Source organism: Deinococcus multiflagellatus, assembly GCF_020166415.1.
Taxonomy (GTDB): domain Bacteria; phylum Deinococcota; class Deinococci; order Deinococcales; family Deinococcaceae; genus Deinococcus; species Deinococcus multiflagellatus.
Genome location: NZ_JAIQXV010000011.1, coordinates 83,664 through 109,946, shown reverse-complemented (window position 1 = coordinate 109,946; position 26,283 = coordinate 83,664). Strand labels below are relative to the sequence as shown.

Here is a 26,283-nt window from a genome sequence, read left to right as displayed (position 1 = left end):
TCCGACAACCTACACCCCACTTCCCACACCCCCTCCAAAGGAGCACCCATGATTCACGTTGAACACCTGCACAAGACCTTTACCAGCCGGGGTGGCTCGCCCCTGCGCCCGGTACGGCGGGTCCATGAAGCGGTGCGCGATATCTCGTTTCAGGTGGCGCCCGGCGAGGTCGTGGGTTACCTGGGGCCCAATGGCGCCGGCAAAAGCACCACCGTCAAGATTCTCACTGGCCTGCTGGTGCCAGACCGGGGCGAGGTGCGCGTGGGCGGGCTGGTGCCCTGGAAGTCGCGGCGCCAGCATGTGGCGCGGCTGGGGGCCGTGTTCGGGCAGCGCACCACCCTGTGGTGGGACCTGCCGGTGCGCGACAGCCTGGAGTTGCTGCGCCACGTCTACCGGGTGCCGCCGGCCCGCTGGCAGGCCAACCTGACCACTTTTACCGAGCTGCTGGACCTGGGGCCCTTTCTGCACACCCCGGCGCGGGCCCTCAGCCTGGGCCAGCGCATGCGCGCCGATCTGGCCGCCGCGCTGCTGCACGACCCGGAACTGCTGTTTCTGGATGAACCCACCGTGGGCCTGGACGTGGTGGCCAAGGAGCGCATTCGCGACTTTGTGGCCCATGTCAGCCGCGAGCGCGGCGTGACGGTGCTGCTCACCACGCACGACCTGGGCGACGTGGAACGGCTGGCCCGGCGCGTGCTGATCATTGACCACGGCCAGCTGCTCTACGATGGCGATCTGGGTCAGCTCCAGACCCGCTACGGCAGCGCCCGCGAACTGCATGTGGACTACGACGCGTCTCCCGCCGATGCCCAGGTGCCTGGCCTGACCCTGCTGGGCACCGAGGGGCCCCGCGCCCGCTACGCCTTTACCGGCCCCGCCGCTGGCCCCATTGCCCGCGTGACCGCCCACGCCCCCGTGCGCGACCTCACCGTGAAAGAGCCCGACATCGAGGCCACCATCCGCCGCATCTACGAGGGCGGGCTGCTGCGGGGGGCGGTACACTCGGGGGCATGACGCGCTGCACTGTTCCCCAACATGCGCCGCGTGGCGAGGACCATTCGCTGCTCTGGCCCCGAGTCATGGTGGTGCTGGCGCTGCTGGGCACCGGGCTTCAGCTGGCCCTGTGGCTGCCGCCCGCCGATCACCACGCCCTGTCCTGGACTGTGGCGGCGGTGCAGGCCGGGCTGGCCGGGTGGCTGCTGCGGCGGCTGGTGCGCGGCCCCGGGCAGGCCACAATGCAGGACCACGGCCAGCACCTCGTGATGACCATGATGGTGCTCCTGACTGCTCAGCTGCTGGGCCAGCGGGTGATGCGGGCGCTGGACGCCGGCCTCTCTGTCCTTGATGGCGCCCTGCTGGCTATGTTGGTGGCGCTGCTGGGCCTGTTCGTGGTGGTGGCGTGTCGCCCCAGTGACGCGTCATGACTGGGCCGCAGCCAGAGCAGGAAACCCACCGGGGCCCGCCGCCCAGCGTGGGGGCGGGGTGGTTGATGCTGGTCATCGTGACCGCGTACGCCGGCGCTTCTGCCATGGGTCTGCTGGTGCTGCCCGATCACCGTGCGCTGCGTGTGGTGCTGGCCCTGGTGCCCTTCGCCTTCATCATCTGGGCGGGCGCTGAGCTGTGGCGGACCCGGGGCCGGACGGCTCTTCAGGGCCCGCCCTGGCCGCTGATGGCCGCGCTGGCATGGCCCGCTCTGGCGCGTCCCATCCTCAAGCTGGCGCGTCAGGAGACATTGACGGGTTTGGATATCGGATTTGCCCTGCTGGTTGGCGTGGGCCTCATCTGGGTGATCGTTGCCAGCCGCCGTGCAGGCCGGTGAACCTGCCCCCCAGCCACTTTGCCGGTGATCCGGTGTCCATCGCCCGCGCGCTGCTGGGGGCCACGCTGGTGCGCGTGCTGGACTCGGGCGAGCGCCTCAGTGGCCGCATTGTCGAAACCGAAGCCTACGATTGCCCGCGCGATCCTGCCTGCACTGCCGGGCGCTTTCACGCCGCCCGCAGCGCCGAGATGGCGATTGCCCCCGGCCACTGGCTGTTCTGGGCGGCGCACGGCCACCCCCTGCTGCAGGTCTCCTGCCGGCCCAAAGGCGTGTCGGCCAGTGTGCTGATCCGTGCCATAGAGCCGCTCGAAGGCCTGGGTCAGATGCTCACCTTCCGCCCGGTGACCCGCGAGCGCGACCTGAGCAACGGCCCGGCCAAGCTGGTCTATGCCCTGGGCCTGAACCCCGCCCAGATTGCGGGCACGCGGGTGGACAGCCCTGCCCTTCATCTGCGGCCCGCAGAAACCCCACTGGCCGACGACGCCGTGCGCGTGACCGCCCGCGTGGGCATCAAGGAAGGGCGCCACCTGCCCTGGCGCTTCACCCTTCGCGGCAATCCCTGGGTGTCGCCGGCCCTGCCCAGCATGGCGGTGGTGGGGGACGGTTGATGGTTGATCGTTGATGGACGGTCAAGGTGGCCCCAGGGGCCTGGACCGCCCAGTTTCGTAAGCTCAGCCATGCTGTTTGCGCCGGCCTTTCCGCAGGAGCAGGCCCTGCCCCCCGAGTTCTTCGCGGGTGATCCAGTGGCCGTGGCCCGCGCGCTGCTGGGGGCAGTGATGGTGCGGGTGCTGCCGGACGGCGTGACCCTGGCCGCCCGCATCGTGGAAACCGAAGCCTACGATTGCCCGCGTGACCCCAGCTGCCACGTCATCGCCCGTCTGCCCGGCGCCGCCGCCATGATGGCCGGGCCACCCGGGCGCGTGTATTACCACCTCGCCTACGACCAGCCGCTGCTGAACGTGATCTGCCGCCCCCAGGGTGTGCAGGCGTCCATTCTGGTGCGCGCCGCCGAGCCGCTGCTGGGCGAGGAGCGCATGCGCGAGCGCCGCCCCGTGAAGCGCCGCGTGGACCTGACCAATGGCCCGGCCAAGCTGGTGCAGGCCCTGCACCTGGACCCAGAATTGCGCGGTCAGCCGATCAATGGGCCGGCGTTCTTCCTGGTGCCCGGCGAGCCCGTGCCAGACGAGCAGGTCACCACCACCGCCCGCGTGGGCCTGCGCCAGGGGGCCGAGTTGCCCTGGCGCTTTCTGATTACGGGCAACGCGTGGGTGTCGCCGGGCAAGCCCAGTGTTGGGGGCGGAGGGGCTCAGAGGGAACGCAGGAGAGCTGAAGGCGAGAGGTGAGCGGACTTGCAGCGCTGCAGCGCACAGCGAACACGAGCACATGCGGGATGACGGCGATGGACAAGCCCTCCTCGCTCTTCCCACTCTGCTGTGGCATCAGAGTCGGTCCGTCTCAGCTGGCGGATGGGCCCAGCAACGCCGCCACGCCCTGAACAGCGGTCAGGCGCCCGGCCTCCACCTCGGCGCGCAGCTGGCGAAGCTGCTCCGGGTCCACCCCGGCCTGGAATGCGCGCCATGCGGCCTCGCGCAGCAGCTCGTCAAACCACACGGCGGTCTGGGCGCGGCGTTTGGCGGGCAGATCCACGGCCTCGCGGTAGCGCTCCACAGCGGCCCACACCTCATCCAGCCCTTCGCCGCTCAGCGCAGAGGCACGCAGGGCCAGAGGGCGCCACGGGGCGTCATGGGGGGTCAGCAGGGTCAGGGCCGCGCGCAGTTCCGTCTGGGCACGCACGGCCGCCTGCGGGTTGGTGTCGGCCTTGTTCACCACGCACAGGTCCGCCAGTTCCATGATCCCGCGCTTGATGCCCTGCAGTTCATCGCCGGCGTTGGGCAGGGTCAGCAGCAAAAAGAGGTCGGTCATGGCGGCCACCTGGGTTTCGCTCTGGCCCACGCCCACGGTTTCCACCAGCACCACGTCGTACCCGGCAGCCTCGCACAGCGTGATGGCCTCGCGGGTGCGCCGCGCGACGCCGCCCAGCGTGCCGCCGGACGGGCTGGGGCGAATAAAGGCCTGGGGGTGCACCGTCAGCCGGGGCATGCGCGTCTTGTCGCCCATGATGGACCCGCCCGTGCGCGCGCTGCTGGGGTCCACTGCCAGCACCGCCACGCGGTGCCCGGCATCCGCCAGACGCAGACCCAGCGCTTCAATAAACGTGCTTTTGCCCACGCCCGGCACGCCGGTCAGGCCCAGGCGAATGGCGCGGCCTGCGTGGGGCAGCACCTCGGCCAGCAGGGCCTGGGCGCTCTCTTCATGCTCGGGGCGCGTGGATTCCGTCAGCGTGATCGCCTTGGCCAGCGCCCGGCGGTGACCCGACAGCAGGGGAGAGGTCAGCGGATGGGTGGACAGGTCAACTCCTTGATGAGGTCGGCGGGCCGGAGGTTCTGAAGAATCTGCGGCCACAGCACGCGGTCCCGCTCGGTGACCGGCCCCTGTTCCAGCCGCTGCACCACGCGGCCTGAGGAGTCAATGAAGAGTTCGGTGCGGGTGGTGCCCCCTGGGCTGGGCTGCGGCCCGGCGGTGGGCCCAGCCCGGAGCAACTGGCTTTGGGACAGATACCGGGGGTGGCCGCTGGCGTCCCAGTACACCAGATACTCGGTGCGGCCCCCCTCCAGCAGGTTGGTGGCCGAAAAGAACAGGCGGCGCACCACGCCCCGCCGGTCCGTCCAGGTGTCCACCTGGAACGCCGCGTCCATGATGCACGGCACCGAGCTTCCCGAGAACACCACGAACTGCCCCCGGGCGGCGTCGGTCTGCGCCACCAGCGTCCGCACCGCCTGGGTCTGGGCCGCCGCAGGCAGCGGGGCGTGGCCCCCACCTGCCCCCGCCGACACGCTCAGGGTCAGGAGGCCCAGCGCGGCCCAGCGTCTCAGCACTGTGGGCCTCAGCACGTTGGGCCTCAGCACTTCAGCCCCCGGGGCACAGGGCGCAGGTACGAGCGCAGCGGTGTGGTGACGCCCGCCCGGCGAAAGCCCGTTTCCTTCACCAGCCGCCCCCGCGCGTCGAAGGCCCCGCGCACGTTCAGCAGCGGGCCCGCAAAGCCGGTCCACTGCACCTGCATGCCGGTCAGGCGCCCGGCGCGGTCATAGCTCTGGCGCACGCGCAGCGTGTTGTCGGGAATCAGGCGGGCGTAGTCCAGACTGCGCACCCGGCCCGCGCGGTCCAGCAGATACCGGGTCTCGCCCACCTGACAGACCTTCAGGCCGCCCACCGTGGTCACGGCCGGGGTGTTCTGGTACGGGACAGGGGGGAGGCCCTGGGCCCCCGCCAGGGTCAGCAGGGTGCAGAGGGAGAGCAGCATGGCTTTCATGGCTGCCTGTACGGTGTGGCGGCGGGCTGGGTTGCTCACGGCGGCCCTCATCTCGGGTCCAGCCACGACGAGGCGATGAGACAGCCCACCCCCGCCACCGTCAGTCCGAACGCGGCGGTCAGCAGCACCAGGGCTGGGCCCACATCTGGGGCGTCCTTCAGGGCTTCAGGACCGCCCCCTGACAGCGCCAGCACAAACCCCAGCCCCAACCCCGGCAGGGCCAGCAGGCCGCCGATCAGCATGCCCGTCACCCCCAGGCCCACGCTGATGGTCCCGGCCAATCGCCAGGGTCGCCGGGGCGCCGGGGCGCCGGTCACGCCTCCCCGCGCAGCAGGCGCAGCACCTCGCGCGCGCTGTGCAGAATCGGGGTGCCGGGGCCAAAGATGCCCGCCGCGCCGGCCTCGCGCAGGGCCGGGTAATCCTGCTGCGGAATCACGCCCCCCACCACCACCCGGATATCCCCCGCGCCTTCGGCACGCAGCGCCTGAATCAGCTGCGGCACCAGCGTCTTGTGCCCCGCCGCCTGAGAACTGACCCCCACCACATGCACGTCGTTCTCAATGGCCTGGCGCGCGGCTTCTTCCGGGGTCTGGAACAGCGGGCCCACGTCCACGTCAAAGCCCAGGTCGGCAAAGCCGGTGGCGATCACCTTGGCGCCCCGGTCGTGGCCGTCCTGGCCCATCTTCACGACCAGTAGGCGCGGGCGGCGGCCCTCGGCCTCGGCAAAGGCCTCGATCTCACCTTTCAGGGCGCTGAAGCCCTCGTCGCCCTCGTAGCCAGCGGCGTACACCCCGCTCAGGGTGCGCACCTCGGCGGCGTGGCGGCCCCACACGCGTTCCAGGGCGTCGCTGACCTCGCCCACGGTGCAGCGGGCCTGCATGGCGGTTACGCTGAGGGCCAGCAGGTTGCCCTCGCCCGTGCGGGCAGCGTCTTCCAGGGCCGACAAGGCAGCCTGAACCGCTTGCGGGTCGCGCTTGGCCTTCACGCGCGCCAGCCGGGCCAGCTGCGCTTCCCGCACCGCCGCGTTGTCAATGTCCAGCACGTCCACGGGGGTTTCGGTGGCCGGGCGGTACTTGTTCACGCCCACGATCACGTCCTCGCCCCGGTCAATGCGGGCCTGCTTGCGCGCCGCACTCTCCTCGATCCTCAGCTTGGGAATGCCGCTTTCAATGGCCTTGGCCATGCCGCCCAGGGCCTCGACCTCGCGCATCAGCTCTCGCGCCTTGTCGGCCAGGTCGTGGGTCAGGCGTTCCATCAGGTAGCTGCCGCCCCAGGGGTCCACCACCTGCGGAATGCCGGTTTCTTCCTGCAGCACCAGCTGCGTGTTGCGCGCAATGCGGGCCGAAAAATCGGTGGGCAGGCCAATGGCCTCGTCAAAGGAATTGGTGTGCAGGCTCTGGGTGCCGCCGAACACCGCCGCCATCGCCTCAATGGTCGTGCGGATGATGTTGTTGTAGGGGTCCTGCTCGGTCAGCGACCACCCCGAGGTCTGGCAGTGGGTGCGCAAGGCGCGGCTCATGGGTTTTTTGGGCTCAAACTGGGCGATCAGTTCGCTCCACAGCAGCCGCGCGGCGCGCAGTTTGGCGACCTCGGTGTAAAAGTTCATGCCAATGCCGAAGAAGAAACTCAGGCGCCCGGCAAAGTCGTCGATGTTCAGGCCCTTGCCCAGCGCGGCCTTCACGTATTCCAGGCCGTCGGCCAGCGTGTAGGCCAGTTCCAGCGCGGCGTTCGCCCCGGCTTCCTGCAGGTGGTACCCGGAAATCGAAATGGAATTGAAGCGCGGCATCTCCTGCGCCGTGAATTCGATGATGTCCGCAATGATCCGCATGCTGGGTGCGGGCGGGTAGATGTAGGTGTTGCGCACCATGAACTCTTTGAGGATGTCGTTCTGGATGGTCCCCGAGAGTTCGTCCAGCCGCGCGCCCTGCTCCAGCCCCGCCACGATGTACGCCGCCAGGATGGGCAGCACCGCGCCGTTCATGGTCATGGACACCGACATCTCATTCAAGGGAATGCCGTCAAAGAGGATTTTCATGTCCTCCACGGAATCGATTGCCACGCCCGCCTTGCCCACGTCGCCCACCACGCGCGGGTGGTCGCTGTCGTAACCCCGGTGGGTGGCAAGGTCAAAGGCCACCGACAGGCCCTTTTGCCCAGCCGCGAGGTTGCGGCGGTAAAAGGCGTTGGATTCCTCGGCGGTGGAAAAGCCTGCGTACTGCCGGATGGTCCAGGGCCGCGCGGCGTACATGGTGGCGCGCGGGCCCCGGGTAAAGGGCGGCAGGCCGGGCAGCGTATCGGCGTCCACGCCCTCCAGGTCGGCGGCGGTGTACAGCGGCTTCAGGGTCAGCCCCTCGGGGGTCTGGGCGTTCAGGCGCGCGGGGTCGGCGCCCTTCAGGTCCTTGCTGGCCAGGGCCTTCCAGGCGGCCAGATCGGCGGTGGGGTGGGTCATGGGTGGGTGCCTCCGTCTGGGCCCATGATGCCACGCGCCGCCTAACGGGCGTTTGGGAAGGCCTCTTGTCCTGGCCTTCCCACCCAGCCCTGCCCCTCCCGCTTACCAGTGCGGGGCGCGGCGGCGCAGCAGCGCCCACAGGACCAGCAGCAGCAGGGCGTGGGCCAGCAGCCGGGGCAGCAGCTGTGCCGTGTCCCCGAACTGGGTCAGGCCCAGGGCAGGCAGCATGGCCCCCAGCGTGCCTCGCACGCCCTCGGGCAGCAGGGTCAGCAGCGCGGGGGCCAGCTGCAGCCACACCACCCCGATCACCAGCGTGGCGGCGAAGTGGCGCGTCAGCAGGCTCAGGACGGTCAGGGTGAGGGTGCTGGAGAGCACGCCCAGCAGCCCGGTCAGCGCCTGGGTGGGCGTGGGGAGCGGGCTGCCCAGCGCCAGGGCCATCGCCGCGCCCAGCAGGGCCACGGCCAGCACCAGTACCACCTTGGCCGCCACCACGCGGCTGGGGTGGGTGGGCGTGGTCTTCAGCCAGCGCGGTGTGCCCAGGCCGTCTTCCAGGGTCACCAGGTAGGGCAGCAGCAGGGCCACCGCCGCGTGTGCCGGCAGCAGCCACCCCGGCGCCGAAGCGCTCAGCGCCACCGGGCCCAGGTGCTGCGCCCCCCACAGCAGGGCCGGCAGCCCCAGCGCCGAGGCCGTGAGGGCCAGCGCCAGCGGCTGGCGCTTGAATTTCAGAAGTTCCGGGTACAGGGGCAGGGGCTCAGGACGCATCTTTGATTCTCCAGTACAGCTCTTCCAGGTCTTCGGGGCGGCTGCCGTACACGGGCAGGTTCAGGGTGCTCAGCAGGCCCAGCACCTGCGCGGCCTGGGCGGGCGCGGCCTGCACCACCAGTTCGCCGGCGCCGCGCCCGCTCTGGGTGGCGTGGCCGTGGGCCTGCAGGGCGAGCGCCGTCTGGGCCGGGTCGGGCACCTGCAGCACCAGCCGCCGCTGCGCCTGCAGCGCGCTCAGCGGGCCATCAAAAACGCTGCGGCCCCCGTGCAGCACGCTCAGGTGGTCGGCAGAGCGCTCGGCTTCCAGCACCTGATGGGTGGACACCAGCAGGCTCACCCCGTCGTCCCGCAGGCGGGTCAGCACCGACCAGAGGGCCTCGCGGCCTTCCACGTCCAGGCCATTGGTGGGTTCGTCCAGCAGCAGCAGCCGCAGGTCCGGGGTGAGGGTGCTGGCCAGATACAGGCGCTGGCGCATGCCCAGCGAGCAGCGCCCGAAGGCCCGGTGCGCGCTCTCCCGCAGCCCCACCCGCTCCAGCGCCCCCGCCGCCCAGACCCCTGCGCGGCGCAGGCCCCGGTAGCCGGCCACCACCCGCAGGTTGTCCAGCAGGCTCAGGTGCGGGTAAAAGCGCGGTTCCTCCAGCGTAAAGGCCACCTCGCGGCGCAGCGCCGGGTGGGGCGCGCGGCCCAGCAGGGTGAAGGTGCCGCTGTCGGGGGCCTCCAGGCCGGCCAGCAGCCGCAGCGTGGTGGTCTTGCCCGCGCCGTTGGGACCCAGGAACAGCCCCAGGGCGCCCGCCGGCAGGCTCAGGTTCAGGCCCTGCAGGACCGGGTGGGCGCCGTAGCGCTTCGTCAGCCCCTGGACATGCAGGGCGTCGGCAGTGCGGGGGGAGGTGGGAGGGGCGGCCTGCTCCCCCTGGTCGCGGATAGCCGTCAGCGCACTCATGCGCCGGCCTCGGGGGCCGCTTCGAACAAGGCGCCGGGAAAGGTGATGGCCACAGCGGTGCAGGGGCGGCGCTCGCCCGATGTCGTCGCGCGGGCGGCGTAGCGTTCCAGCAGCTCGCCCAGTTCGGCCTGCAGCGCGGCGTAGTCCTCGGCATTCAGGTCAAAGGTGCGCACGTTGGCGTTCAGGGCGTAGCGAATCAGGGCGGCGGGGGGCGGGTCCATATGCAGCGGCTGGTGGTGGCCCAGGCGCAGGGTAATCGCGCCTTCCAGCCTCTCCTCGCTGAGTTCCTGGGCGCGGTCGCGCGCGGCCTGGGCAAAGCGCCCCGAGACCTCGCGGAACAGCGGCGTGAACATCTCGCTCACGTCGGCGGCGGCGGTCAGGCGGTAGGGCACCACGAAGGTCACGGCCACCACTTGGTACCGCGCGCGTTTGCCCACCGTCTGCGCGGTTTCCAGCAGGCCCAGGCTCAGCAGGCGGCGCACATGGTAGGTCACGCGGTTGGCGGGCTGGCCCAGGCTACGCGCGGCCTCGCTGGGGGTCATGGGCTCGGCAAAAGCGCCCAGCAGGCTCAGGGTCTGGGGGTCCAGCAGGGCCAGGGCCTGCTCGGGGGTCTGTACGGTGAGGGGCGGGGTGTCGCTCATGGGGCCACTATGCCCCGGGTCATTTTCAGTCGGAACGCCAAAAACTGAAAATTGAAGATGGGCCTGTTCGGACCGGGCCGCGCTCCTCCACGGTTCTGCAGAGGCAAGACTGGGTCGGGGTTTTATGACCTGCGCGAAGTCGCGGTCCGCTTCAGGGTAGACTGCGGGGCGTGACCACGCCCGACCCTGTTGCCCGCCGCGTCAAGCTCGCGCCGAGCATCCTCGCCTGTGACTTCGCCCGCCTGGGCGAGGAACTGCGCGCCATCGAAAGTGCCGACTGGGCGCATGTGGACGTGATGGACGGGGCCTTTGTGCCCAACATCTCGTTCGGGCTTCCCATTCTGGCGGCGGCCCGCGCGGCCAGCCCACTGTTCATGGACGTGCACCTGATGATTGACCGCCCCGAGCGTTACCTGAAGGACTTTGCGGCGGCCGGCGCCGACGGCCTGACGGTGCATGTGGAGGCCACGGCGCACATCCACCGCGCGGTGCAGCAGATCAAGGAACTGGGCAAAAAGGCCGGCGTGACCCTGAACCCGGGCACGCCGCTCGAAACCCTGCGCCCCGTGCTGCAGGAGGTGGACCTCGTGCTGATCATGAGCGTGAACCCGGGCTTTGGCGGGCAGAAATTCATTCCGCAGAGCCTGGAGCGCATCCGCACCGTGCGCCGCTGGCTGGACGACCTGGGCAGCGCTGCCGAATTGCAGGTGGACGGCGGCGTGAGTGCCGCCAACGCCCGCGCCGTGGTGCATGCCGGGGCCAGCAATCTGGTGGCGGGCAGCGCGGTCTACGGCAAGGACGGCGCAGCGGCCGGCCTGGAGCGCCTGCGCGAGGCGCTGAAGTAAGCCATGCGCCTGCGCGTTGACCTGCTGCCGCACGGCACCTACCCCGACGTGGTGGTGGTGGTGGACGTGCTGCGCGCCACGACCACCGCCGTGACCTACTTGGAACGCGGCGCCGACGCCCTGCTGCTGACCGCCACCCCAGAGGTGGCCCTGGCCCTGCGCGACGGCGCACCTGAAGGCAGCCCCTACCTGCTGGGCGGCGAGCGCGGCGGCCTGCCCATTCCCGGCTTTGACTTTGGCAACAGTCCTGCCGAGGCGGCGGGCCAGAACTTCACCAGGAAAACGGTGGTTATGAACACCACCAACGGCACCGGCGCGGCCCACACGGCGGCCCAGACCGGCAAACACATCTTTCTGGCCGCCCTGACCAACGCCCACGCGGCGGCCCGCCGCGCCCGCGCTGCCGCCACCGAGGAAATCGCCATTGTCTGCGCCGGCACCGACAATCATGTGGGCCTGGAAGATGTGTACGCGGCCGGCGTGCTGGCCGAATACCTGCTGGCGATGGGCGAATTCACCGTGGACGACGGCGCCCGCATTGCCCTGACGGTGCGCCGCAACGGCGGGAACCCCTTAGAAGCCCTGAGCAGCAGCGGCCACGGCCAGCACCTCAGCCGCTTGGGGCTGGGCGAGGACGTGCGCTTTGCCGCCGGCCTGAGCACCAGCACCCTGGTCCCCACGCTGATTCCCGGCGAGGGTGCCCCCGAAGGCACCCTGAGATTCACGGCAGGTTAAGACCCGGGGCCGCGCCCCAGACCTGCGCGCCCCGCCCGGCCCCGTACGCTGCGGCCATGACCCTGTCCCGCCCCCTGCTGACCCTGATCCTGCTCTCGGGGGTGGCCCACGCCGCCACCTACAAGGACCCTTCCGGCACCTTCTCGGCCACCGTGCCGGCAGGCTGGCAGCAGGGGTCGTACCCCGGTACGGCGGTGGTGTTCGCCGCCAAGCCCGAGAGCGGCTTTGCGTCGAACATCAACGTGATTGTGCAGCCCCTCCCCGCTGGCATGACCCAGGCGCAGTACCACGCCCTGAGCGTCAAGCAGATTGGGCAGCTGATCACCGACGGCAAGATTCTGAAAAACGAGGCGGCCACCCTGGGCGGCATAAAGGGCAACCGGCTGGTGTACACCGGGCGCCAGGGGCAGTACAAGCTGTATTTCATCGCCACCTACGCGGTGAAGGGCAACCGCGCCTACGTGGTGACCGCCACCAGCCGCCAGGGCCAGGAAGCCAAGCTGGCCCCCGTGAACGACGCCTTTATCAAGAGCTTCAAAGTGCTCAAGTAAGGCCACGCAGCTGCGCAGGTACAGCTGGGGGCGGGGCGCTACCATGAAGGCTCGATGAACGCCGCCCCCGACCTTCTGCGCCTGCTGCGCGACGAGCAGTACGGCACCCTTCAAGAGCATCTGGGCGGGCTGCAGCGCCAGTTTGAGGCCGGGCAGCTGGCCGAGCGCGACCTGCTGAACGCTTTTCAGGCCTTCCAGCAGCCGGACCCCGCGCTGGGGGAGCGCTTCAGCGCGTGGATGGACGCGCATGTGGGCTCTTACGAGGCGCATGTGGCGCTGGCAGAGTGGCTGCTGTCGCGGGCCTGGGCCGCGCGGGGAGAGGCAAAGTCCAGCCATGTGAGCGATCAGGGGTGGCGTGGGCTGGAGCACTTTACCGAACAGGCCACCGCCTGCGCCGGGCACGCCGTGACACTCACGGCCAATCCCCTGGCAGCGTGGGCCGTGATTGGCTGGGCCGCCAACAGTCTGGGCTGCCGAGTTTCGGCCGCCGAGGTGGACGCCCAGCAGTATCCCGACTGGTTTACCCAGGGACTGGCGGCCAATCCGCAAAGCCTGACCTTAAGGCGCATCATGCTCTACCACCTGCGCGAGGAATGGGGCGGCAGCGAGGCGCAGATGCTGGCGTTCGTGCGCCACCAGCAGGCCAGCGGTCTGCTCTCCGAGACAGACATGCAGCGCCTCTGGGCCGAATTTCACGTCTGTGTGTCGCACCACGCGATGGCGTTTACCCGCGACTTTGTGGTGGCGGTTGAGCGTGCCCAGCTGGCGGCCAACCTGCGCGACCTCCATGCCAACCAGCTGTTTGTCGCCCTGACCATTGCCGGGCGTTCCCTGGCCGAGCGCCGCGCGGCTCTGGAGCGCTATCTGGCTGCCGCCGAGCAGGATGAGGACGCTGCGCTGGACGGCAATGGCCTCATCGCTTTCGTGCACGGCTGGCAGGGGCTTGAAGACTTGGCCCCCCGCGTGGCGGGCCTCCTCAGGCGCGCGGCAGAGCGGGGTGACACCGACGCCATGATCGGCTTGGGCAAGCTGCAACTGGCGGGGCCGGCGTGGCGTCTGCCCGACGCCCTACCCTGGCTGCTGCGGGCCCGCGATGAAGGCAACCGCGAGGCCGCTGAACTGCTCGTGGTCCTGCGTGCGGACCAGGAGCCCGAAGAGGTCAACCGGGATGCCCTGCGGGCCGCTGACCTGGGAAGTCCCGACCTGAGCTGGCACGTCTATGGGCACTTTGGTGCCTTTCGCCAGCAATTTGGTCTGGACGAGCGAGACCGTTACCGCTATCTGCTGCGCGCCGCAGACGCGGGAAACAATGACGCCCGCGTCGCGCTGGCCCAGCAGCTGCGGGCCGGGCGCGTCGAAGTGGGCGGCGACGGGGTGCTGCGCCCGGTTAAGACGCGCCCCATCCAGGACAGCCTGAATTACGCGCGCCACCTGCTGGAGCGGGCTGAGGGGAGCGGTCATGCAGGTGCCCAGCGCCTGCTGGCCCGCAGCAAGGCGCGTGACTGGGAAGCGGGGACGGCCCGGCGTGCACTGCTGTGGCCGGCGCTGCCCTTCACGCTGTCGGCCCTGCCCTCCACGCTTTCCGCTTTGCCACTGCCCACCGCTGGTCAGGCCCTGCGGCCCCTGCTGGCGCTGGGCATCATGTCCGTGGTGCTGTTCCGGGCCTGTCATCAGGCAGAGCCCTCTGAGCCGTGGCGTCAGGTTCTTACACCGGAGCAGCGGGCCCTGGTGGAACGCATCGAAAGCGGCGACGCGCGGCCAGTGTTTGAAGGGGACCGTCTGCGCCTTGACGATGTGAAGCCAGCTGTGCCCTGAGCCGCAGACCCGGACCCACCCCAACCCGCTACCCTGTGCCTCATGACGGCTTCTGACCTGTCCCTCCCGGCGGTGACCCCGGTGGCCTCCGTGGATTTCGCGGCCATTCCCAGTCCGGCCTTTGTGCTCGACGAATCACGCCTGCGCCGCAACCTCGCCCTGATCTCCCAGGTGCAGCGCGAGAGCGGCGCGCAGATCATCGTGGCCTTCAAGGGCTTTTCGATGTGGTCGGCCTTTCCCATTCTGCGCGAGTACGGCATCACGGGCGCCACCGCCAGCAGCCTGAACGAGGCCCTCCTGGCGCGAGAGGAGATGCAGGGCGAGGTCCATGTGTACGCGCCCGCCTACAGCGACGAGGAGTTTCCGCGCATCCTGGAACTGGCTGATCACCTCGTGTTCAACTCGTTCTCGCAGTGGCAGCGCTTCAAGCCGCAGGTCGAAGCGGCGCGGGCCGCCGGGCGCACCCTGCATGTGGGCATCCGCGTGAACCCCGAATATGCCGAGGTGGAAACGGACCTGTACAACCCCGCCGGGCCCTTTTCCCGCCTGGGCGTCACGCGCCGTGAATTCCGCCCGGAGCTGATGGACGGCGTGGACGGCCTGCACTTCCATACCCTGTGCGAAAAAGACAGTGACACCCTGGAGCGCACCCTGGAAGTGCTGGAGCGCAACTTCGGGGACGTGCTGGGGCAGGTGAAGTGGGTGAACTTCGGCGGCGGCCACCTGATGACCCGCGAGGGCTACGACATCCCCCGCCTGATTCGCGTGGTGCGCGCCTTCCGCGAGAAATGGGGCGTGCACGTCATTCTGGAGCCCGGCAGCGCCTTTGGCTGGCAGACGGGCTGGCTGGTCAGCTCGGTGCTGGACGTGGTGCACAACGTCAAGGACGCCGCGCTGCTGGACATCTCGGTGTCGGCCCACATGCCCGACGTGCTGGAAATGCCCTACCGCCCCCGCATTCTGGGCGCCGGCGACCCCCCCGAACACGACCACCGCGAGGCCGTGGACGCCCCCCCCGGCCACCCGTACCTGATCGGCGGCACCACCTGTCTGGCGGGCGATGTGGTGGGCGAATACGTGTTTCCTGGGCCCCTGGCTGTTGGCGACCGGGTGGTCTTTGACGACATGATTCACTACACGATGGTCAAGACCACCTTCTTCAACGGCGTCAAGCACCCCGACATCGGCATTCTGCGCCTGGACGGCACCTACGAGCGCGTGAAAACCTTCGGCTACGAGGAATTCAAGGCCAAGCTGAGTTGAGACGGGGGGCCGCGCGCCCGGCCTCCTTGCCGCAGCACTGCCGCGCCCTGGCCAGGGGCGCGGCAGTGCTGCTGGAAAAACGGTCAACAGGCTGGGCGGAGGGACAGAGGGAGCGTGGCCAGTCGCCCCGAGGCCAATTGAGACCCGCAGGCCACCGCGCACACTGCGGTGGGGAGGGCGGGAGAAGCCAGTGCTGGGCAAGGCGCCCAGCCGCGCAGGAGTTGAAAGTGGTCTTAACCTCTACGCTGCGGCCAGTGTAGTGGTGGGGGCTGATGGGCGGCTGAAGGGCACCAGGAGAGACCTCATCCGCGCGCTCATGCTTGGTCAGGCACTGGGGCCTGCGGGCTTGGCTGCCCTGGTCAGCCGGCGCGCCGGTTCTCGCCTCTGGCCAAGAGGGTCGTGACAGGGCGCAGGCAGCAGTGCTGAGACTCACTACCTGCCTGGAAAGGTTCCCGCGTGGTGCTGTGCCCACGGGCCAGGCCATGACCGGGAGGCCAGGGCTCACCCCGAGACCAGCCAGCCGCCCTGATGTGGCCCAACACGCGCAGGGTGGCCCCGGATGAATACATCTGGGGCCACCCTGCGCAGGCTGCGGTCAGGCTCGGAAGCCGCTTACTTGCGGTACACCTTAGGCACGCCGTTCACCGTGCGAATGGTGCCGCCCTCGAAATCAGCCGCCCAGGCGCCGCCAATCTGGTACTGGTCACGGGTGGGGAAGCCCAAGAACGAACCGCTGCCGCCCAGGCCCTGGTAGGTTTTGAGCACGTCGCCGGTCAGCCAGAAGGTGCCGTATTTCTCGGTGCCGTACAGGGCGCCGTTCTGGAAGAAGCCGTACAGGCCGCTGGTGCCGTAGGTGTTGCGGGGAATCACCTTCTCGTCGCCCGCCGCCCAGCCCAGGCGGCTGGGGGGCCGGGCAGCGCCATTTTCCGCCCTGGCCAGGGCCAGGTAGCGCTCCAGCAGCATGCCGTGCACCGCGTAGGCGCGGCTGGAACCGTTCGCATGGAGCAGCACCGCGTCGCCGTAGGCCCCCACGCCTCTGAACTTCTGCCACCAGCCGTCGCCCCAGGGGCCAGCGTAGGTGGTCGCCGCCCCCAGGCTCTCTTCGCCCTTCAGGCGGGCATAGGCCTCCACCATCGCCTGATCGCGGCTGCCGTCCTGCTTTTCACCGGGAGCAATGCTGGTCGTGGGGGTGGGCTGCGGTTGGGGCTGGGGTTGCGGCTGCGCGCCAGTTGCCGGAGGCTGGCCCTGGCCAGGCGTGATGGTCACGGTGCCGGTGGCGCCGCCCTGGGCAGGGGACACAGGGGTGCCGCCCACGCGGAAGGTCACCACGTCGGTGGTCCAGCCGTCGGCAGGCAGGGGGTTGACCACAATGCTCAGCGCCTTGGCCAGATTCTCCTGGCCCTTCACGCGCACCTCGGCAAAGCCCTGGCCCTCGGCGAAGCGGGCAATGTCGTTCAGGTCCAGTTCGCGCTTGCTGGCCAGCGCCAGCAGGCGGTCCTGGCCGTTGGGGCCGCCCACCGTGAAGGTGTACTTGGCGCCCTGCGGCGGGAACACGCGCGTGACGCCCGCCTTCACGAAGTTGCTTTCCTCGTAGCTGTTGGGGAAGAACAGGTCCACTTCGCCGTTGGCGTTCACGTTGAACAGGTACACGTAGGCGTCCTGGTTGGTCTTCAGCCCCACGCTCAGGCGCTCGCCCTTGCGGTAGACCGGGTTGGCCTTGCCGCTGGCGTCCTTGTTCACCCAGACTTCCACATCCAGCTTGGTCTCGACCGGGTTAACAATGATGCTTTGGGCGGTGATCTTCGCGGGGCTGGCGGCGGCGAGGCTCAGGCCCAGCAGCGCGCTCAGGGTGGTCAGGCGTTTTGGGTTCATAGGGTCCACCGTAGGGGGCCAAACTGACCAAAGGCTGAAAAAAGCCGTGCCACAAGGGTTTCTGAAGTCCGGTTCAAGCCTGGGTCAAGGCCCAGGCTGCTGCTGAGCGGGTTGGTGAGCATTTGCTTGAGGGTGTCGCGGACCGCCCTCAGCCCAGGGTGCGGCTCAGCCACAGGGCCAGCGGCGCCAGCAGCAGGGCCGGCAACAGGCTGCCCACCCGCACGCGGCGGTCTTCCACGCCCAGCCCCGCCAGCATCAGGTTCCAGCTGATCCCGATGATGGTGATGCCGCCCGCTCCGGTGATCAGCAGCACGTAGGGATTGGCCTTGAGGGTCGCCGGGTCCGCGCCGCCCAGCAGGCTGCTGGCCAGCCCGCCGGCAGCGAGGCTGATGGCGCCCTGCAGCAGCAGCACCGTCACGGCGCTGAAGCCCACGCCCAGGCCATAGGCCCCCGCCAGCGCCAGGGCCGCAATGCCGTCCAGCACGCTTTTGAGGATATAGGTGGAGGCGTCGCCGGTCAGGCCGTTTTGCAGGCCCCCCACCACGGTCATGGGCCCCACGCAAAACAGCAGGCTGGCCGCCACGAAGCCTTCGGTAAAGCGCCCGCCTCCCCGGAAACGCCGCTTGAGGGTCTCGCCCAGCCGTTCCAGCGCCTCTTCAATGCGCAGCGCCTCGCCCAGCACGGCCCCGGCGGCGAGGCTGATCAGCGCCAGAATGACCCCGGGCACGGCGCCGCCGCTGACCCGGTTCAGCGACGCGGCCATGTCCAGCCCCAGAAACAGCGTGACCAGACTGAGGGTTTGCAGCAGGGTGCGCTGGGTGCGTTCGGGCAGGCGGTGGCCGATCAGCAGGCCCAGGGCGGTGCCGGCCAGCACCGTGCCCACGTTCACCAGCGTGCCCGACAGTTGGGAGAGCAGACTCATCCGGGTGACTGTAGTGCACGGTGCCCGGCCCCCGCTCCGGCTTGCCTGACTGCCGAACCCATCTGTCATCCATGATGGACGTTTTCCGGTGAAAGGGCCCCGCAGCGCCTTGGGGACGGGCAGGAGAGGCCCACTTCAGATGGAGTGCCAGGGCCCTGGGGCGGCGGCTCAAGAAAAGGGCAAGGCAACCCTGACCCCGCCTTGACAGGGGGTGTGGTAGGGTCTTGACAAGTTGAACCGACTTCCCTCCCTCATTTGCCCCGGGCCGCGCCGCAGCGGCGGGTCAGGTGGCGTGCTGGGCGGGGTTGTGGACGTGCTGATTCAGTCGTCCGGTGCCGTGAAAACTGAAGCTGAAGGTGGGGCTGCCTCTGTGCAGCCCCGCTGCGTTTAAGGAGGCCTGCGTGACCTTATCCGACCAGTACCAGAACATGCCCAAACTCCTCAAGGTCAGCGAGGTCGCTGACTTTACCGGAACCCACGAACGCACGGTGCGCCGCTGGATCAGAGACGGGCGTCTGGGTGCGGTGGAGCACCCCAGCGGCCTGCGCGTGCCCCGCCGCTCGCTGTGGCGCTTTCTGGGCCTGGATCTGGCACTGAGCGCGTAAAGAAAGGCGCGACTTCTGGTGGCTCCTGGCCCGGGGTTGGGCTTGGTCGCCCAGGGCTGGCGCGGCAATGGCCCGCAACTGCCCCCTCAACTGCCATAGTGGCGGCCATGACCGACCCGCTTGCCGCCCTGAGCGCCGCGCTGGAGGAAGACCCTCAGGCGGCGCTGGTTCTGTACGGCCACCTCCCCCCGGTACTGCAGGCGCAGGCGGGCGAGGCGGCCCTGGCCCTGGGGCGGCCCCGGCTGGCGCTGACCTGGGCACCCGACCCCCTGGTGCGCGCGGCGGCGGCCCTGCGGCTGGGCGACGCTGCCCGCGCGCAGGCTGAACTGGCGGCGCTGCCCGACGGCCCCCGGGTGCAGGTGCTGCAGGCCCGCGCCGCACACCAACTGGCCCGGCCCGGCGCCCCTGCCGTCACCCTGGCCGCCCGTGCCCAGGCCAGAGCGGCGGGGGACAGCGCCGCCCTGGTGGCCGCCGCCGTGCTGCTGGCCGAACAGGAGTATCCCCAGGCCACGTCCCCATACGCGCCCCTGCGCACCCTGGCCGAGGGCCTGAAGGTGGCCGAACTGAGCGGCCAGAGCGCTGACCCCCACCTGCTGGCCGTGCTGGCCCACGTTCAGGCCCGGCTCAACCCGCGCAAGGCCCAGGCCACCGCCCACAAGGCCCTGGACCGCAGCGCGCCGCGCAGCCCGGCGCGGGTGCTGGCCCTGCTGGCGCTAGAGCGGGCGGCCGAAGCCCAGGCCGAAGCCGATGCCGGCGAGCTGGCCCCGGTGTGGTGGGCAGCCTTTCAGCGCAGCCCGGCGGCAGCCCAGGCCATCCCAAACGGCACGTAGGGCGGCGGACGCACAAAGCGGCGGGGCCCTGGATTGCCCTGGAGGTACACGCCTTCCAGGGTCCACACGTTGCGCTCCTGCAGGGTGGCGTACAGGTCGGCGCCGGCCTGCAATTCCTCGTGGGAGAGGGGTTGCCGCGTGCGGTAGCCCGCCAGGAACGAGCGGCCCAGGTCGGCCTGCAGGCCCAGGCTCAGGTGCAAGGCGCGCACGATTTCCCAGGCGCGCGGTGCCAGCCGGGTCTGCTCCCAGTCAATCAGGGCGGCGGGTTGCCCCGCCTGAAAGAACACGTTGCCGTCGTGGTAATCGCCGTGGAGGAAGCGGTGGGGCAGTGCGGGCCTCGTGTCTGCTGGGGCGGGGTCCGGGCGCGGCCCGGTGCGCAGATGGGTCAGCCGCTGCTCGGTGCGGACCAGGGCCCAGCGGTCCACCTCGTCTGGCGTGGGCCGGGCCAGGATGGCGGCGCGCACGGCTTCCAGCCGCTCGGTGGTGCGCGCCACCGGGGCAGGCGGGGCCAGGGGCGGCACCTCGAACGCCACCGTGGCGGGCAGCTGGGCGTGAAGCTGCGCCAGGAACTCTCCCAGCGCTGCCGCGTGGGCCGGGGTCAGGGCGGCCCGGGGCACAGGCTCACCGGGGGCGCATTCAAACAGGGCCGCCCACCCAGGGCCAGCCGCGCCAGGGTGCCGCCCTGCCGGGTGGGCACGGGGGCCGGGGTGGGCACGCCAGCGGCGCGGGCCACCCCTATGGCGTGGTGCTCGCGCCCGGCGCGCTCGGGGCGGGGGTCGCGGTACACGCGCAGGTGATGTGGACTCCGATTGGATCGTTTCTACAAACGGTTCAATCCGAGCGGAGCGAGAAGGAGAAAAGCGGCTGCCCGGCGTGGAGTTGCTCACCCGGTTCTGTTCCGGGTGGGCGACGAAACAGAGGGCAGCCGTATGAAAAGGGCCGGCGCGCGTCTGCACGCGGTAGGCGCCGTTGATGCTGCCACCCGCCAGGGCCCGCAACTGCACGCCCGGCCCCAGCGACCAGTGGGCGGCCAGATCACCGGGGGTCAGCGCCCTGGCGCCCAGGGGCCCGGCCCCGGTGCTCACCCGGCCTGCACGTCCAGCCGCGCCAGCCCGCGAATCACGAAGCCGCCGGTGTACTGGCCGGGCTCGTGGGGGTCCAAGAGGCGCAGCCCCGGCAGGGTGCGGCACAGGGCGCGCAGGCTCAGGGCCAGTTCCAGCCGGGCCAGCGGGGCGCCCAGGCAGTAGTGAATGCCCAGCCCAAAGGTCAGGTGCGGGTTGGGATCGCGGTTCAGGCGCAGGTCGTCGGGGGCCTCGAACTTCTCGGGGTCGCGGTTGGCGCTGGCGTACAGCAGGGCCACGCGCTCGCCCGGCTTCAGCTCTGCCCCGGCCAGCGTGAGGGGGTCCAGCACAATGCGCTCGAACATGGGGAGCGGGGTGTCAAAGCGCAGCAGTTCCTCGATTGCCCTGCGGAAGACCGGCAGGCTGTCCTCATCCTGGGCGGCGGCCACCAGGGCGTCCCAGTGCTCGCGCTGGCGCAGCAGGGCCAGCACGCCCGCCGACAGGCCATTCACGCTGGCCTCGTGCCCGGCATTGAGCAGCAGAATGCAGGTGTCAATCAGTTCCTGCTCGGTCAGGCGGTCGCCGGCCTCCTCGGCCTGCACCAGCGCGGTGATCAGGTCGTCCTGTGGCTGGGCGCGCCGCTGGGCCACCAGCTCCCGCAGCAGGGCGCTGAAGTCCAGCACCGCGCGTTCGGCCTCGGCCTGATCAGCGGCGGTGGGGGCGGGCTCGTACAGCTTGACAATCGCCGCCGACCAGGGCCGCAGCGCGTGGCGCTCGGCTTCCGGCACGCCCAGCAGTTCGGCAATCACCGTGACGGGCAGCGGCTCGGCGTAGTCGGCCACCAGATCAAAGGGTCCCCGGGCGCCCAGGCCGCGCACCTGCTCGTCCAGAATCGCCTCAATGCGCGCCTGCAGCGCCTCCACGCGCCGGGGGGTGAACGCCAACTGCACCAGCGAGCGCAGGCGGGTGTGCTTGGGCGGCTCGGAATCCAGCAGGTGGTTGCTGTTAAAGGCGTCGAAGTTGGCCTGCCGGGGGTCGGGGGGCGGCCAGCCCAGTTCATCGCGCGAGTAGCGGTGCAGGGCGCTGCGGCCCAGTCGCCGGTCGCGCAGCGCCGCCGAGATCTCGGCGTGGCGGGTGAGCACCACGCGCCCCATGCCGGGGTCGTAGAAGGCCGGCGCCCAGGCGCGCAGCTCGGCCAGCAGGGGGTAGGGGTCGCGCAGAAAAGCCGGGTCTTCCAGTGGCAGTGTGAAAGTGGGCAGGCCAGGGTGGGCGGGAGGGGCGCTCAAAGGAACTGCTGCCCTTCCACCCGCACGGGGCGCTGTTCGTCGGGGCTGTCGGGCGAGAGGCGGGTGAGCAGCGCCACCCCAGCGGCCACAGCGGCGCGCCGGGCGGCCTGGGCATCGAAGGTTGCCTCGTCAATGGGGGCCTGGGGGGCGTCGGTGGCCATTTCCTGCAGTGGGGCAGCGGGCACGGCGTCCGGTGCAGGGGGCTCGCTGGGGGGCTGGGGCGCCGCGCCGGCCGTGAGACTGGTCACGGCCGGACTGGGCAGGGTGCCTAGGGGCAGCGGATGGTCGTCGGGGGCGCCGTGCCGCGCGGCCAGCTCGGAGAACGAGCCCACCAGGGCGCGGTAGGCGCTCAGGAACTGCGCGTATTCCTGCCGGGCCCCGGTGAGGCGCGCGGTCAGCTCGGCGTGGCGCGCGCTGAAGGTGCGTTCCAGCTGGCTCAGGCGCTCGGCCTGGGCGCGCTCACGGGTGGCACTCAGATCATGGTGGGCGCGCTCCAGTTCGGCGGCGCGCTGGGCGGCCACCCGCTCCAGTTCGGCCATGCGCGCCTGGTGCCCGGCCTCCAGGGCCTCGCGCCGGGCCTGGGTGTCGTGGTCCAGCGTGTCGCGCTGCTGGCGGGCCTGCGCCACCATCAGGTCGGCCTCGCGCACGGCGTTCTCGCGCAGTTCGTGGGAAATGCGCTCGGCGGCCACCACCGCGCGGCGAATCTCGTCCTCGTTCTGGCGCTGGTCCTCCAGGGCGCGCTCCAACGTGGCCACCTGCTCGCGCATGGCCTGCTGTTCATGCAGCAGGGCTTCGAGGTCATCGGAGAGCTCGTTCAGGAAGGCGCGCACGGCGGCGCGGTCATAGGCGCCCAGCCGGGTGGGAAATTCCTGGTGACGCACGTCAAGGGGGGTGAATTTCACGAGAACAGACTCCTTCCCACCCGCACCAGGGTGGCTCCAGCGTGCACGGCCAGCGGGTAATCCCCGCTCATGCCCATACTCAACTCTGACAGACCCAGGTCGTGCGCGCGCCGCGCCGTGTCCTGAAAGAGGGCCAGCAGGCGCTCGTCGCGCGCCGGGTGCCCGTCCAGATCCGGGGCCATCACCATGAGGCCGCGCACGCTCAGCCCGGTGGCCTGCACCTCGCGCAGCACGCCGGGCAGCAGCTCCACCTCAATGCCGTGTTTCTGCGCCTCGCCGTTGTGCACCTGCAGCAGCACCGCAGGCGCCCGGCCCCAGCCCTGGGCGGCCTGGGCAATGGCCTGCGCCTGCCACACCGCTTCCAGGCTGTGCACCAGCGCTGCCGGGCGCAGGTACTTGACCTTGTTGCGCTGCAGCGCGCCCAGGTAATGCCATTCCAGGTCGGGGCGCGCGGCGGCCTTGTCGCGCAGTTCCTGGGCGCGGCCCTCACCCAGCGGAAAAGTGCCGTGAGACAGGACGCAGCGGTCAATGGCCTCCAGGGTCTGGCCCTTGGTGACCGCCACCAGCCGGGCGCTGCCGGGCGCGCGCCCCGCCTGGGCCTCGGCGGCGCGGATGCCGGAGAGCACCTCTGGCAGGCTCATGGCGTGCCCCGGCGCGCGCGGCACCGGACAAGCCCGAAGGGTTGGTGAGCAAACACCCGTCTATTCTCACCCACCCTCTGCCTGGGCTCAAGCGGCGCGGCCTGCGCAGCCCCCCAGACTGAGCCGGGCAGGGCTGCACCCAATCTTCACCCTTCTCAGGGCCGAAGTCGCAAGTGTGGGCAGGACTCGCCGCGCCTGCCCCCGCCGCCGCACATCCGGCCGGGGGCGATTTCAGGAGCCTGTGCGACACTAGGAGAAGCATGCGACACCCCCTTACCCTTGCCCTGACCGTTGTCCTCGCCGCGCCTGCCGTTGCCCAGACGGCCGGCACGGTGCAGGAGGTCACGGTGGTCGGCACCAGTGACCTGCTGACCAATTTCCTGCGCGCCACCCTCTCGGTGCAGGCCGGCGCGCCGCTGTCCAGCGTGAATCTGCGTCAGGTGGAACAGGAAGTGCTGGCCAGCGGTTACTTCAAGTCGGCCGTGGCCGAACTGCGCAGCGTGGCCGGGCGCGACACGCTGGTCATTACCGTGGTGCCCAACCCCACCATCAAGGACGTGACCGTCTCGGGCCTGACCTTCCTGCCCGCCGACGGCTTCAAAAAGAGCGTGGCGGACCTGCTGAACATCGCCCCCGGCGCCACGCTGAACAACGCGCGCATTGAGGAAGCCAAGGACGCCCTGGCCAGCAACTACCAGGGCGAGGGCTACCCCTTTGCCCCCAGCATCAGCAGCGACGTGAAAACCGAAGCCGACGGGACCGTCACCGTGAACTTCGTGGTGGACGAAACCGCGCCCATTTCGCGCGTGGAGGTCGAGGGCGTGACCCTGCTGCCCGCCAGCACCGTCACGGCCATCTTCAAGCCGCTGTACGACGCCAAGCGCTTTACCCCGGAGGCCTATTACGCTGCCGTGCAGGGGCTGCAGCAGGCCTACGACGAGGCCGGCTACCTGCAGGCGGGCGTGAACACCCAGACCACCGCGCTGGAGGGCGGGGTGCTGAAGGTGCGCGTCATTGAGGGCAAGGTAGTAGGCGTGGACCTGAGCGACCTGAATAACCCCCAGGTGACGCTGCAGACCCAGCCGGGTCAGCCGATCTCGCTGGCGCGCCTGCAGGCCGACGTGCGCACGCTGGCCAACCAGACCGGCCAGCCGGTGGGCTTTGCCCTGCGCCCCAACCCCCAGAACCCGGCCGAAGTCACCGTGCTGTTCGGCTCGGCGGGGGTGGCCAGCGGCCCGGTCAAGACCATTGCCGTGCAGGGCAACGCCCTGGTGCCCACCGCCACGCTGCTGGCGGCTGTGAAAACCAAGGTGGGCGACGTGTACAGCCCCCAGCTGGCCCAGGAGGATTTCCTGGCCCTGCGCGACGCCTACCGCAAGGCGGGCTATGAAATCAGCACCCGCGACGCGATCACCTTTGAAAACGGCGCCTTGACCTTCAACATCCGCGAGGTGCGGGTGGCGGGCTACGAACTGCAGTGGCAGGGCAACCACAAGACCAACGACCGCGTGGTGCTGCGCGAACTGCCCGAAGCCGGGCGCGCCTTTAACCGCGACGAGCTGAACGCGGCGCTGGGCCGCATTGCCCGCCTGGGCTTCGTGCGCGTGGTGAGCGAGCAGGTGCGCTCGGACCCCGCCAACCCCGAGAACATCACCTACGTGCTGGGCGTGACCGAAACCACCAGCGGCATTCCGGTCAGCCTGGGCCTCACCTATGACTCGTTCGCCGGAGGCTTCGGCGGCGAGGCGGCCTACACCAACAACAATGTCTTTGGCCTGGGGCACAACTTCACGGTGACGCTGGGCGGCCAGCAGAACGAAGCTGGTCAGAACCTCGTGGGCAACGTGGCCTACACCATTCCCTGGCTGGACCTGGATTTCCTGGACTTCCGCAAGGTGCCCACCACCCTGTCCGTGAGTGCAGGCACGGGCGTGACCGGCAACCAGCCGCTGTTCACCAAGCCCACCGACACCCCCGCCAACGTGGACACCGGCTGGGACTACACCACCCGCACCACCAGCTTCAGCGTGAGTGCCGGGCGCAACCTCACCAAGAACCTGTACGCCAGCGTGGGCTTTGGGGTGGGCTACAACACCTATTACCTGGAGCCGCTGCAAAAAGACGACAAGAACACGGTGACCTACAAAGACGCCAGCGGCGCCGAACAGAGCCGCACCTTTGCCGAGGGCGACGTCAAGGGCCTGGTGCCCACCAACTCGCTGCTCTCGGCGGCCAGCGCAGGTCTGTCTTACGACTCCACCGACAACGGCGACTTTCCCGGCAGCGGCGCGCGGGCCAACCTGGGGGTGCGCTACAAGTTTGGCAACCAGAACGGCGCCAACGTGCGCTGGACGGAGCTGGAAAGCGGCGCGAGCACCTACTTCGGCTTTGGCCGCACCCTGGAAAAGAGCCTGGGCGTGACCAACAAGCAGCAGGTCTTCGCCGTGCGCGCCAACGCGGGCACCACCCTGGGCCTGGACACCGCCCCTGTGGGCACCGGGTACTCGGTGGGCGGCGGCAGCAGCGCCAGCGCCTCGCGCCACATTCGCGGGCTGGCCGACGGCGAGCTGTTTGGCCCCAACTACCTGACCGCCAGCGCCGAGTACCGCTACGACTTCGGCCTGAAGGCCGGCATCGCCCAGGGCCTGTACGGCGTGGTGTTTGCCGACGCGGGCAGCGCCTGGGGCAGCAGCGCCAACCCCAACTTCAACCTGAAGTACGGCGTGGGCGCGGGCGTGCAGCTGAACCTGGGCATTGGCGGCACCCTGCTGCCCAGCCTGCGCTTTGACTACGGCTTCAGCCCCCAGACCGGCAAAGGCAAGTTCTACTTCCGCCTGGGGAACTTCTGGTAAAGACGTAGACGGTTGAACGTTGATGGTTGATGGAAGGGGGCTGCTCTTCCATCAACCATCAACCTTTGACCATCCACCTGCCTGCTACCATGCCCCGATGACCGCTCCCCACCCCCCTGGAG

27 protein-coding genes are annotated in these 26,283 nt (G+C 69.9%); 13 read left to right on the top strand and 14 right to left on the bottom strand.

Translation table 11 applies throughout. The features are described 5' to 3' along the window. Positions 1 to 48: 48 nt before the first annotated feature. From K7W41_RS13770 to K7W41_RS13750, 5 genes are all read left to right on the top strand, one after another. The gene (locus K7W41_RS13770) at positions 49 to 1,014 is read left to right on the top strand and encodes an ABC transporter ATP-binding protein (RefSeq protein ID WP_224609607.1); all 966 of its coding nucleotides are present in this window, start codon (positions 49 to 51) and stop codon (positions 1,012 to 1,014) included. After that, complete coding sequence (locus tag K7W41_RS13765; protein WP_224609605.1) at positions 1,011 to 1,424, top strand: hypothetical protein; 414 nt, start codon at positions 1,011 to 1,013, stop codon at positions 1,422 to 1,424. The genes K7W41_RS13770 and K7W41_RS13765 overlap by 4 nt, the downstream gene beginning before the upstream one ends. 65 nt (positions 1,425 to 1,489) lie before the next feature. Further along, positions 1,490 to 1,819, top strand: a complete 330-nt coding sequence (locus tag K7W41_RS13760; protein WP_224609602.1) for a hypothetical protein — start codon at positions 1,490 to 1,492, stop codon at positions 1,817 to 1,819. Next, positions 1,816 to 2,427 carry a DNA-3-methyladenine glycosylase gene (locus K7W41_RS13755; RefSeq protein WP_224609600.1) on the top strand — a complete coding sequence of 204 codons (612 nt, stop codon included), beginning with the start codon at positions 1,816 to 1,818 and terminating at the stop codon, positions 2,425 to 2,427. The genes K7W41_RS13760 and K7W41_RS13755 overlap by 4 nt, the downstream gene beginning before the upstream one ends. A gap of 69 nt (positions 2,428 to 2,496) precedes the next feature. Beyond that, positions 2,497 to 3,162, top strand: coding sequence for a DNA-3-methyladenine glycosylase (locus K7W41_RS13750; protein WP_224609598.1), 666 nt, complete (start codon positions 2,497 to 2,499; stop codon positions 3,160 to 3,162). Between the two features lie 112 nt (positions 3,163 to 3,274). Here the strand turns inward: K7W41_RS13750 and meaB are convergent, their stop codons facing one another. From meaB to K7W41_RS13710, 8 genes are all read right to left on the bottom strand, one after another. Further along, positions 3,275 to 4,228, bottom strand: a complete 954-nt coding sequence (gene meaB / locus K7W41_RS13745; protein ID WP_224609692.1) for a methylmalonyl Co-A mutase-associated GTPase MeaB — start codon at positions 4,226 to 4,228, stop codon at positions 3,275 to 3,277. Further along, on the bottom strand, positions 4,210 to 4,755 hold the full coding sequence (locus tag K7W41_RS13740; RefSeq protein ID WP_224609596.1) for a hypothetical protein: 546 nt from the start codon (positions 4,753 to 4,755) through the stop codon (positions 4,210 to 4,212). Before K7W41_RS13740 ends, meaB begins: the two co-directional genes overlap by 19 nt. Before the next feature lie 23 nt (positions 4,756 to 4,778). Next, the gene (locus tag K7W41_RS13735) at positions 4,779 to 5,228 is read right to left on the bottom strand and encodes a hypothetical protein (protein WP_224609593.1); all 450 of its coding nucleotides are present in this window, start codon (positions 5,226 to 5,228) and stop codon (positions 4,779 to 4,781) included. Between the two features lie 8 nt (positions 5,229 to 5,236). Then, the gene (locus K7W41_RS13730) at positions 5,237 to 5,506 is read right to left on the bottom strand and encodes a hypothetical protein (RefSeq protein WP_224609590.1); all 270 of its coding nucleotides are present in this window, start codon (positions 5,504 to 5,506) and stop codon (positions 5,237 to 5,239) included. Then, positions 5,503 to 7,638, bottom strand: coding sequence for a methylmalonyl-CoA mutase (gene scpA / locus K7W41_RS13725; RefSeq protein ID WP_224609587.1), 2,136 nt, complete (start codon positions 7,636 to 7,638; stop codon positions 5,503 to 5,505). Before scpA ends, K7W41_RS13730 begins: the two co-directional genes overlap by 4 nt. Before the next feature lie 102 nt (positions 7,639 to 7,740). Next, a complete protein-coding gene (locus K7W41_RS13720) occupies positions 7,741 to 8,400 on the bottom strand; it encodes a hypothetical protein (protein WP_224609584.1) in 660 nt (219 codons plus the stop codon). Next, positions 8,390 to 9,340 (bottom strand): ABC transporter ATP-binding protein, encoded by a 951-nt coding sequence (locus K7W41_RS13715; RefSeq protein ID WP_224609581.1) that lies wholly within the window; start codon positions 9,338 to 9,340, stop codon positions 8,390 to 8,392. Before K7W41_RS13715 ends, K7W41_RS13720 begins: the two co-directional genes overlap by 11 nt. Beyond that, positions 9,337 to 9,981 (bottom strand): winged helix-turn-helix domain-containing protein, encoded by a 645-nt coding sequence (locus tag K7W41_RS13710; protein ID WP_224609578.1) that lies wholly within the window; start codon positions 9,979 to 9,981, stop codon positions 9,337 to 9,339. The genes K7W41_RS13715 and K7W41_RS13710 overlap by 4 nt, the downstream gene beginning before the upstream one ends. A 170-nt stretch (positions 9,982 to 10,151) precedes the next feature. On the opposite strand from K7W41_RS13710, the gene rpe reads away from it, so the two are divergent. From rpe to nspC, 5 genes are read left to right on the top strand one after another with little or no spacing between them, the layout of a single operon-like run. Continuing rightward, the gene (gene rpe, locus K7W41_RS13705; RefSeq protein ID WP_224609575.1) at positions 10,152 to 10,826 is read left to right on the top strand and encodes a ribulose-phosphate 3-epimerase; all 675 of its coding nucleotides are present in this window, start codon (positions 10,152 to 10,154) and stop codon (positions 10,824 to 10,826) included. Positions 10,827 to 10,829: 3 nt separating this feature from the next. Continuing rightward, complete coding sequence (locus tag K7W41_RS13700) at positions 10,830 to 11,561, top strand: 2-phosphosulfolactate phosphatase (RefSeq protein ID WP_224609572.1); 732 nt, start codon at positions 10,830 to 10,832, stop codon at positions 11,559 to 11,561. A 56-nt stretch (positions 11,562 to 11,617) separates the two neighbouring features. Beyond that, positions 11,618 to 12,112 (top strand): DcrB-related protein, encoded by a 495-nt coding sequence (locus K7W41_RS13695; protein WP_224609569.1) that lies wholly within the window; start codon positions 11,618 to 11,620, stop codon positions 12,110 to 12,112. A gap of 54 nt (positions 12,113 to 12,166) precedes the next feature. After that, positions 12,167 to 13,927: a DUF4034 domain-containing protein gene (locus tag K7W41_RS13690; protein WP_224609566.1), complete on the top strand. Its 1,761-nt coding sequence runs from the start codon at positions 12,167 to 12,169 to the stop codon at positions 13,925 to 13,927. Between the two features lie 42 nt (positions 13,928 to 13,969). Beyond that, positions 13,970 to 15,190, top strand: a complete 1,221-nt coding sequence (nspC, locus tag K7W41_RS13685) for a carboxynorspermidine decarboxylase (RefSeq protein WP_224609563.1) — start codon at positions 13,970 to 13,972, stop codon at positions 15,188 to 15,190. 612 nt (positions 15,191 to 15,802) lie between these two features. Here the strand turns inward: nspC and K7W41_RS13680 are convergent. After that, positions 15,803 to 17,062 carry a DUF4384 domain-containing protein gene (locus tag K7W41_RS13680; protein ID WP_224609560.1) on the bottom strand — a complete coding sequence of 420 codons (1,260 nt, stop codon included), beginning with the start codon at positions 17,060 to 17,062 and terminating at the stop codon, positions 15,803 to 15,805. A 148-nt stretch (positions 17,063 to 17,210) separates the two neighbouring features. Next, positions 17,211 to 17,984, bottom strand: a complete 774-nt coding sequence (locus K7W41_RS13675) for a DUF554 domain-containing protein (RefSeq protein WP_224609556.1) — start codon at positions 17,982 to 17,984, stop codon at positions 17,211 to 17,213. Between the two features lie 428 nt (positions 17,985 to 18,412). On the opposite strand from K7W41_RS13675, the gene K7W41_RS13670 reads away from it, so the two are divergent. Together K7W41_RS13670 and K7W41_RS13665 are read left to right on the top strand one after the other, a co-directional pair. Beyond that, positions 18,413 to 18,589, top strand: a complete 177-nt coding sequence (locus K7W41_RS13670) for a helix-turn-helix domain-containing protein (RefSeq protein ID WP_107137846.1) — start codon at positions 18,413 to 18,415, stop codon at positions 18,587 to 18,589. Positions 18,590 to 18,696: 107 nt separating this feature from the next. Then, complete coding sequence (locus K7W41_RS13665) at positions 18,697 to 19,419, top strand: hypothetical protein (protein WP_224609553.1); 723 nt, start codon at positions 18,697 to 18,699, stop codon at positions 19,417 to 19,419. On the opposite strand, the gene K7W41_RS13660 is transcribed toward K7W41_RS13665, so the two are convergent. The 4 genes from K7W41_RS13660 to K7W41_RS13645 all read right to left on the bottom strand — a co-directional run bounded on the left by K7W41_RS13660 (position 19,374) and on the right by K7W41_RS13645 (position 23,309). Continuing rightward, positions 19,374 to 20,306, bottom strand: coding sequence for a phosphotransferase enzyme family protein (locus K7W41_RS13660; protein ID WP_380058193.1), 933 nt, complete (start codon positions 20,304 to 20,306; stop codon positions 19,374 to 19,376). The two genes, K7W41_RS13665 and K7W41_RS13660, sit on opposite strands and share 46 nt — an antisense overlap. Before the next feature lie 194 nt (positions 20,307 to 20,500). Further along, complete coding sequence (locus K7W41_RS13655) at positions 20,501 to 21,766, bottom strand: cytochrome P450 (RefSeq protein WP_224609550.1); 1,266 nt, start codon at positions 21,764 to 21,766, stop codon at positions 20,501 to 20,503. Then, positions 21,763 to 22,668, bottom strand: a complete 906-nt coding sequence (locus K7W41_RS13650) for a DivIVA domain-containing protein (RefSeq protein WP_224609547.1) — start codon at positions 22,666 to 22,668, stop codon at positions 21,763 to 21,765. Before K7W41_RS13650 ends, K7W41_RS13655 begins: the two co-directional genes overlap by 4 nt. Further along, on the bottom strand, positions 22,665 to 23,309 hold the full coding sequence (locus K7W41_RS13645) for a YggS family pyridoxal phosphate enzyme (RefSeq protein WP_224609544.1): 645 nt from the start codon (positions 23,307 to 23,309) through the stop codon (positions 22,665 to 22,667). Before K7W41_RS13645 ends, K7W41_RS13650 begins: the two co-directional genes overlap by 4 nt. 260 nt (positions 23,310 to 23,569) lie before the next feature. On the opposite strand from K7W41_RS13645, the gene K7W41_RS13640 reads away from it, so the two are divergent. Continuing rightward, complete coding sequence (locus K7W41_RS13640) at positions 23,570 to 26,161, top strand: BamA/OMP85 family outer membrane protein (RefSeq protein ID WP_224609541.1); 2,592 nt, start codon at positions 23,570 to 23,572, stop codon at positions 26,159 to 26,161. Positions 26,162 to 26,283 lie beyond the last annotated feature (122 nt).

Excerpts from the sequence above, each read along its gene's own strand:
- K7W41_RS13680 (WP_224609560.1), bottom strand. The coding sequence starts at position 17,062 with ATGAACCCAAAACGCCTGACCACCCTGAGCGCGCTGCTGGGCCTGAGC.
- K7W41_RS13645 (WP_224609544.1), bottom strand. The coding sequence starts at position 23,309 with ATGAGCCTGCCAGAGGTGCTCTCCGGCATCCGCGCCGCCGAGGCCCAG.
- K7W41_RS13715 (WP_224609581.1), bottom strand. The coding sequence starts at position 9,340 with ATGAGTGCGCTGACGGCTATCCGCGACCAGGGGGAGCAGGCCGCCCCT.
- K7W41_RS13695 (WP_224609569.1), top strand. The coding sequence starts at position 11,618 with ATGACCCTGTCCCGCCCCCTGCTGACCCTGATCCTGCTCTCGGGGGTG.
- K7W41_RS13710 (WP_224609578.1), bottom strand. The coding sequence starts at position 9,981 with ATGAGCGACACCCCGCCCCTCACCGTACAGACCCCCGAGCAGGCCCTG.
- K7W41_RS13690 (WP_224609566.1), top strand. The coding sequence starts at position 12,167 with ATGAACGCCGCCCCCGACCTTCTGCGCCTGCTGCGCGACGAGCAGTAC.
- K7W41_RS13765 (WP_224609605.1), top strand. The coding sequence starts at position 1,011 with ATGACGCGCTGCACTGTTCCCCAACATGCGCCGCGTGGCGAGGACCAT.
- nspC (WP_224609563.1), top strand. The coding sequence starts at position 13,970 with ATGACGGCTTCTGACCTGTCCCTCCCGGCGGTGACCCCGGTGGCCTCC.
- K7W41_RS13640 (WP_224609541.1), top strand. The coding sequence starts at position 23,570 with ATGCGACACCCCCTTACCCTTGCCCTGACCGTTGTCCTCGCCGCGCCT.
- K7W41_RS13750 (WP_224609598.1), top strand. The coding sequence starts at position 2,497 with ATGCTGTTTGCGCCGGCCTTTCCGCAGGAGCAGGCCCTGCCCCCCGAG.
- K7W41_RS13670 (WP_107137846.1), top strand. The coding sequence starts at position 18,413 with ATGCCCAAACTCCTCAAGGTCAGCGAGGTCGCTGACTTTACCGGAACC.
- K7W41_RS13665 (WP_224609553.1), top strand. The coding sequence starts at position 18,697 with ATGACCGACCCGCTTGCCGCCCTGAGCGCCGCGCTGGAGGAAGACCCT.
- scpA (WP_224609587.1), bottom strand. The coding sequence starts at position 7,638 with ATGACCCACCCCACCGCCGATCTGGCCGCCTGGAAGGCCCTGGCCAGC.
- K7W41_RS13700 (WP_224609572.1), top strand. The coding sequence starts at position 10,830 with ATGCGCCTGCGCGTTGACCTGCTGCCGCACGGCACCTACCCCGACGTG.
- K7W41_RS13675 (WP_224609556.1), bottom strand. The coding sequence starts at position 17,984 with ATGAGTCTGCTCTCCCAACTGTCGGGCACGCTGGTGAACGTGGGCACG.
- K7W41_RS13760 (WP_224609602.1), top strand. The coding sequence starts at position 1,490 with ATGCTGGTCATCGTGACCGCGTACGCCGGCGCTTCTGCCATGGGTCTG.
- K7W41_RS13720 (WP_224609584.1), bottom strand. The coding sequence starts at position 8,400 with ATGCGTCCTGAGCCCCTGCCCCTGTACCCGGAACTTCTGAAATTCAAG.
- K7W41_RS13770 (WP_224609607.1), top strand. The coding sequence starts at position 49 with ATGATTCACGTTGAACACCTGCACAAGACCTTTACCAGCCGGGGTGGC.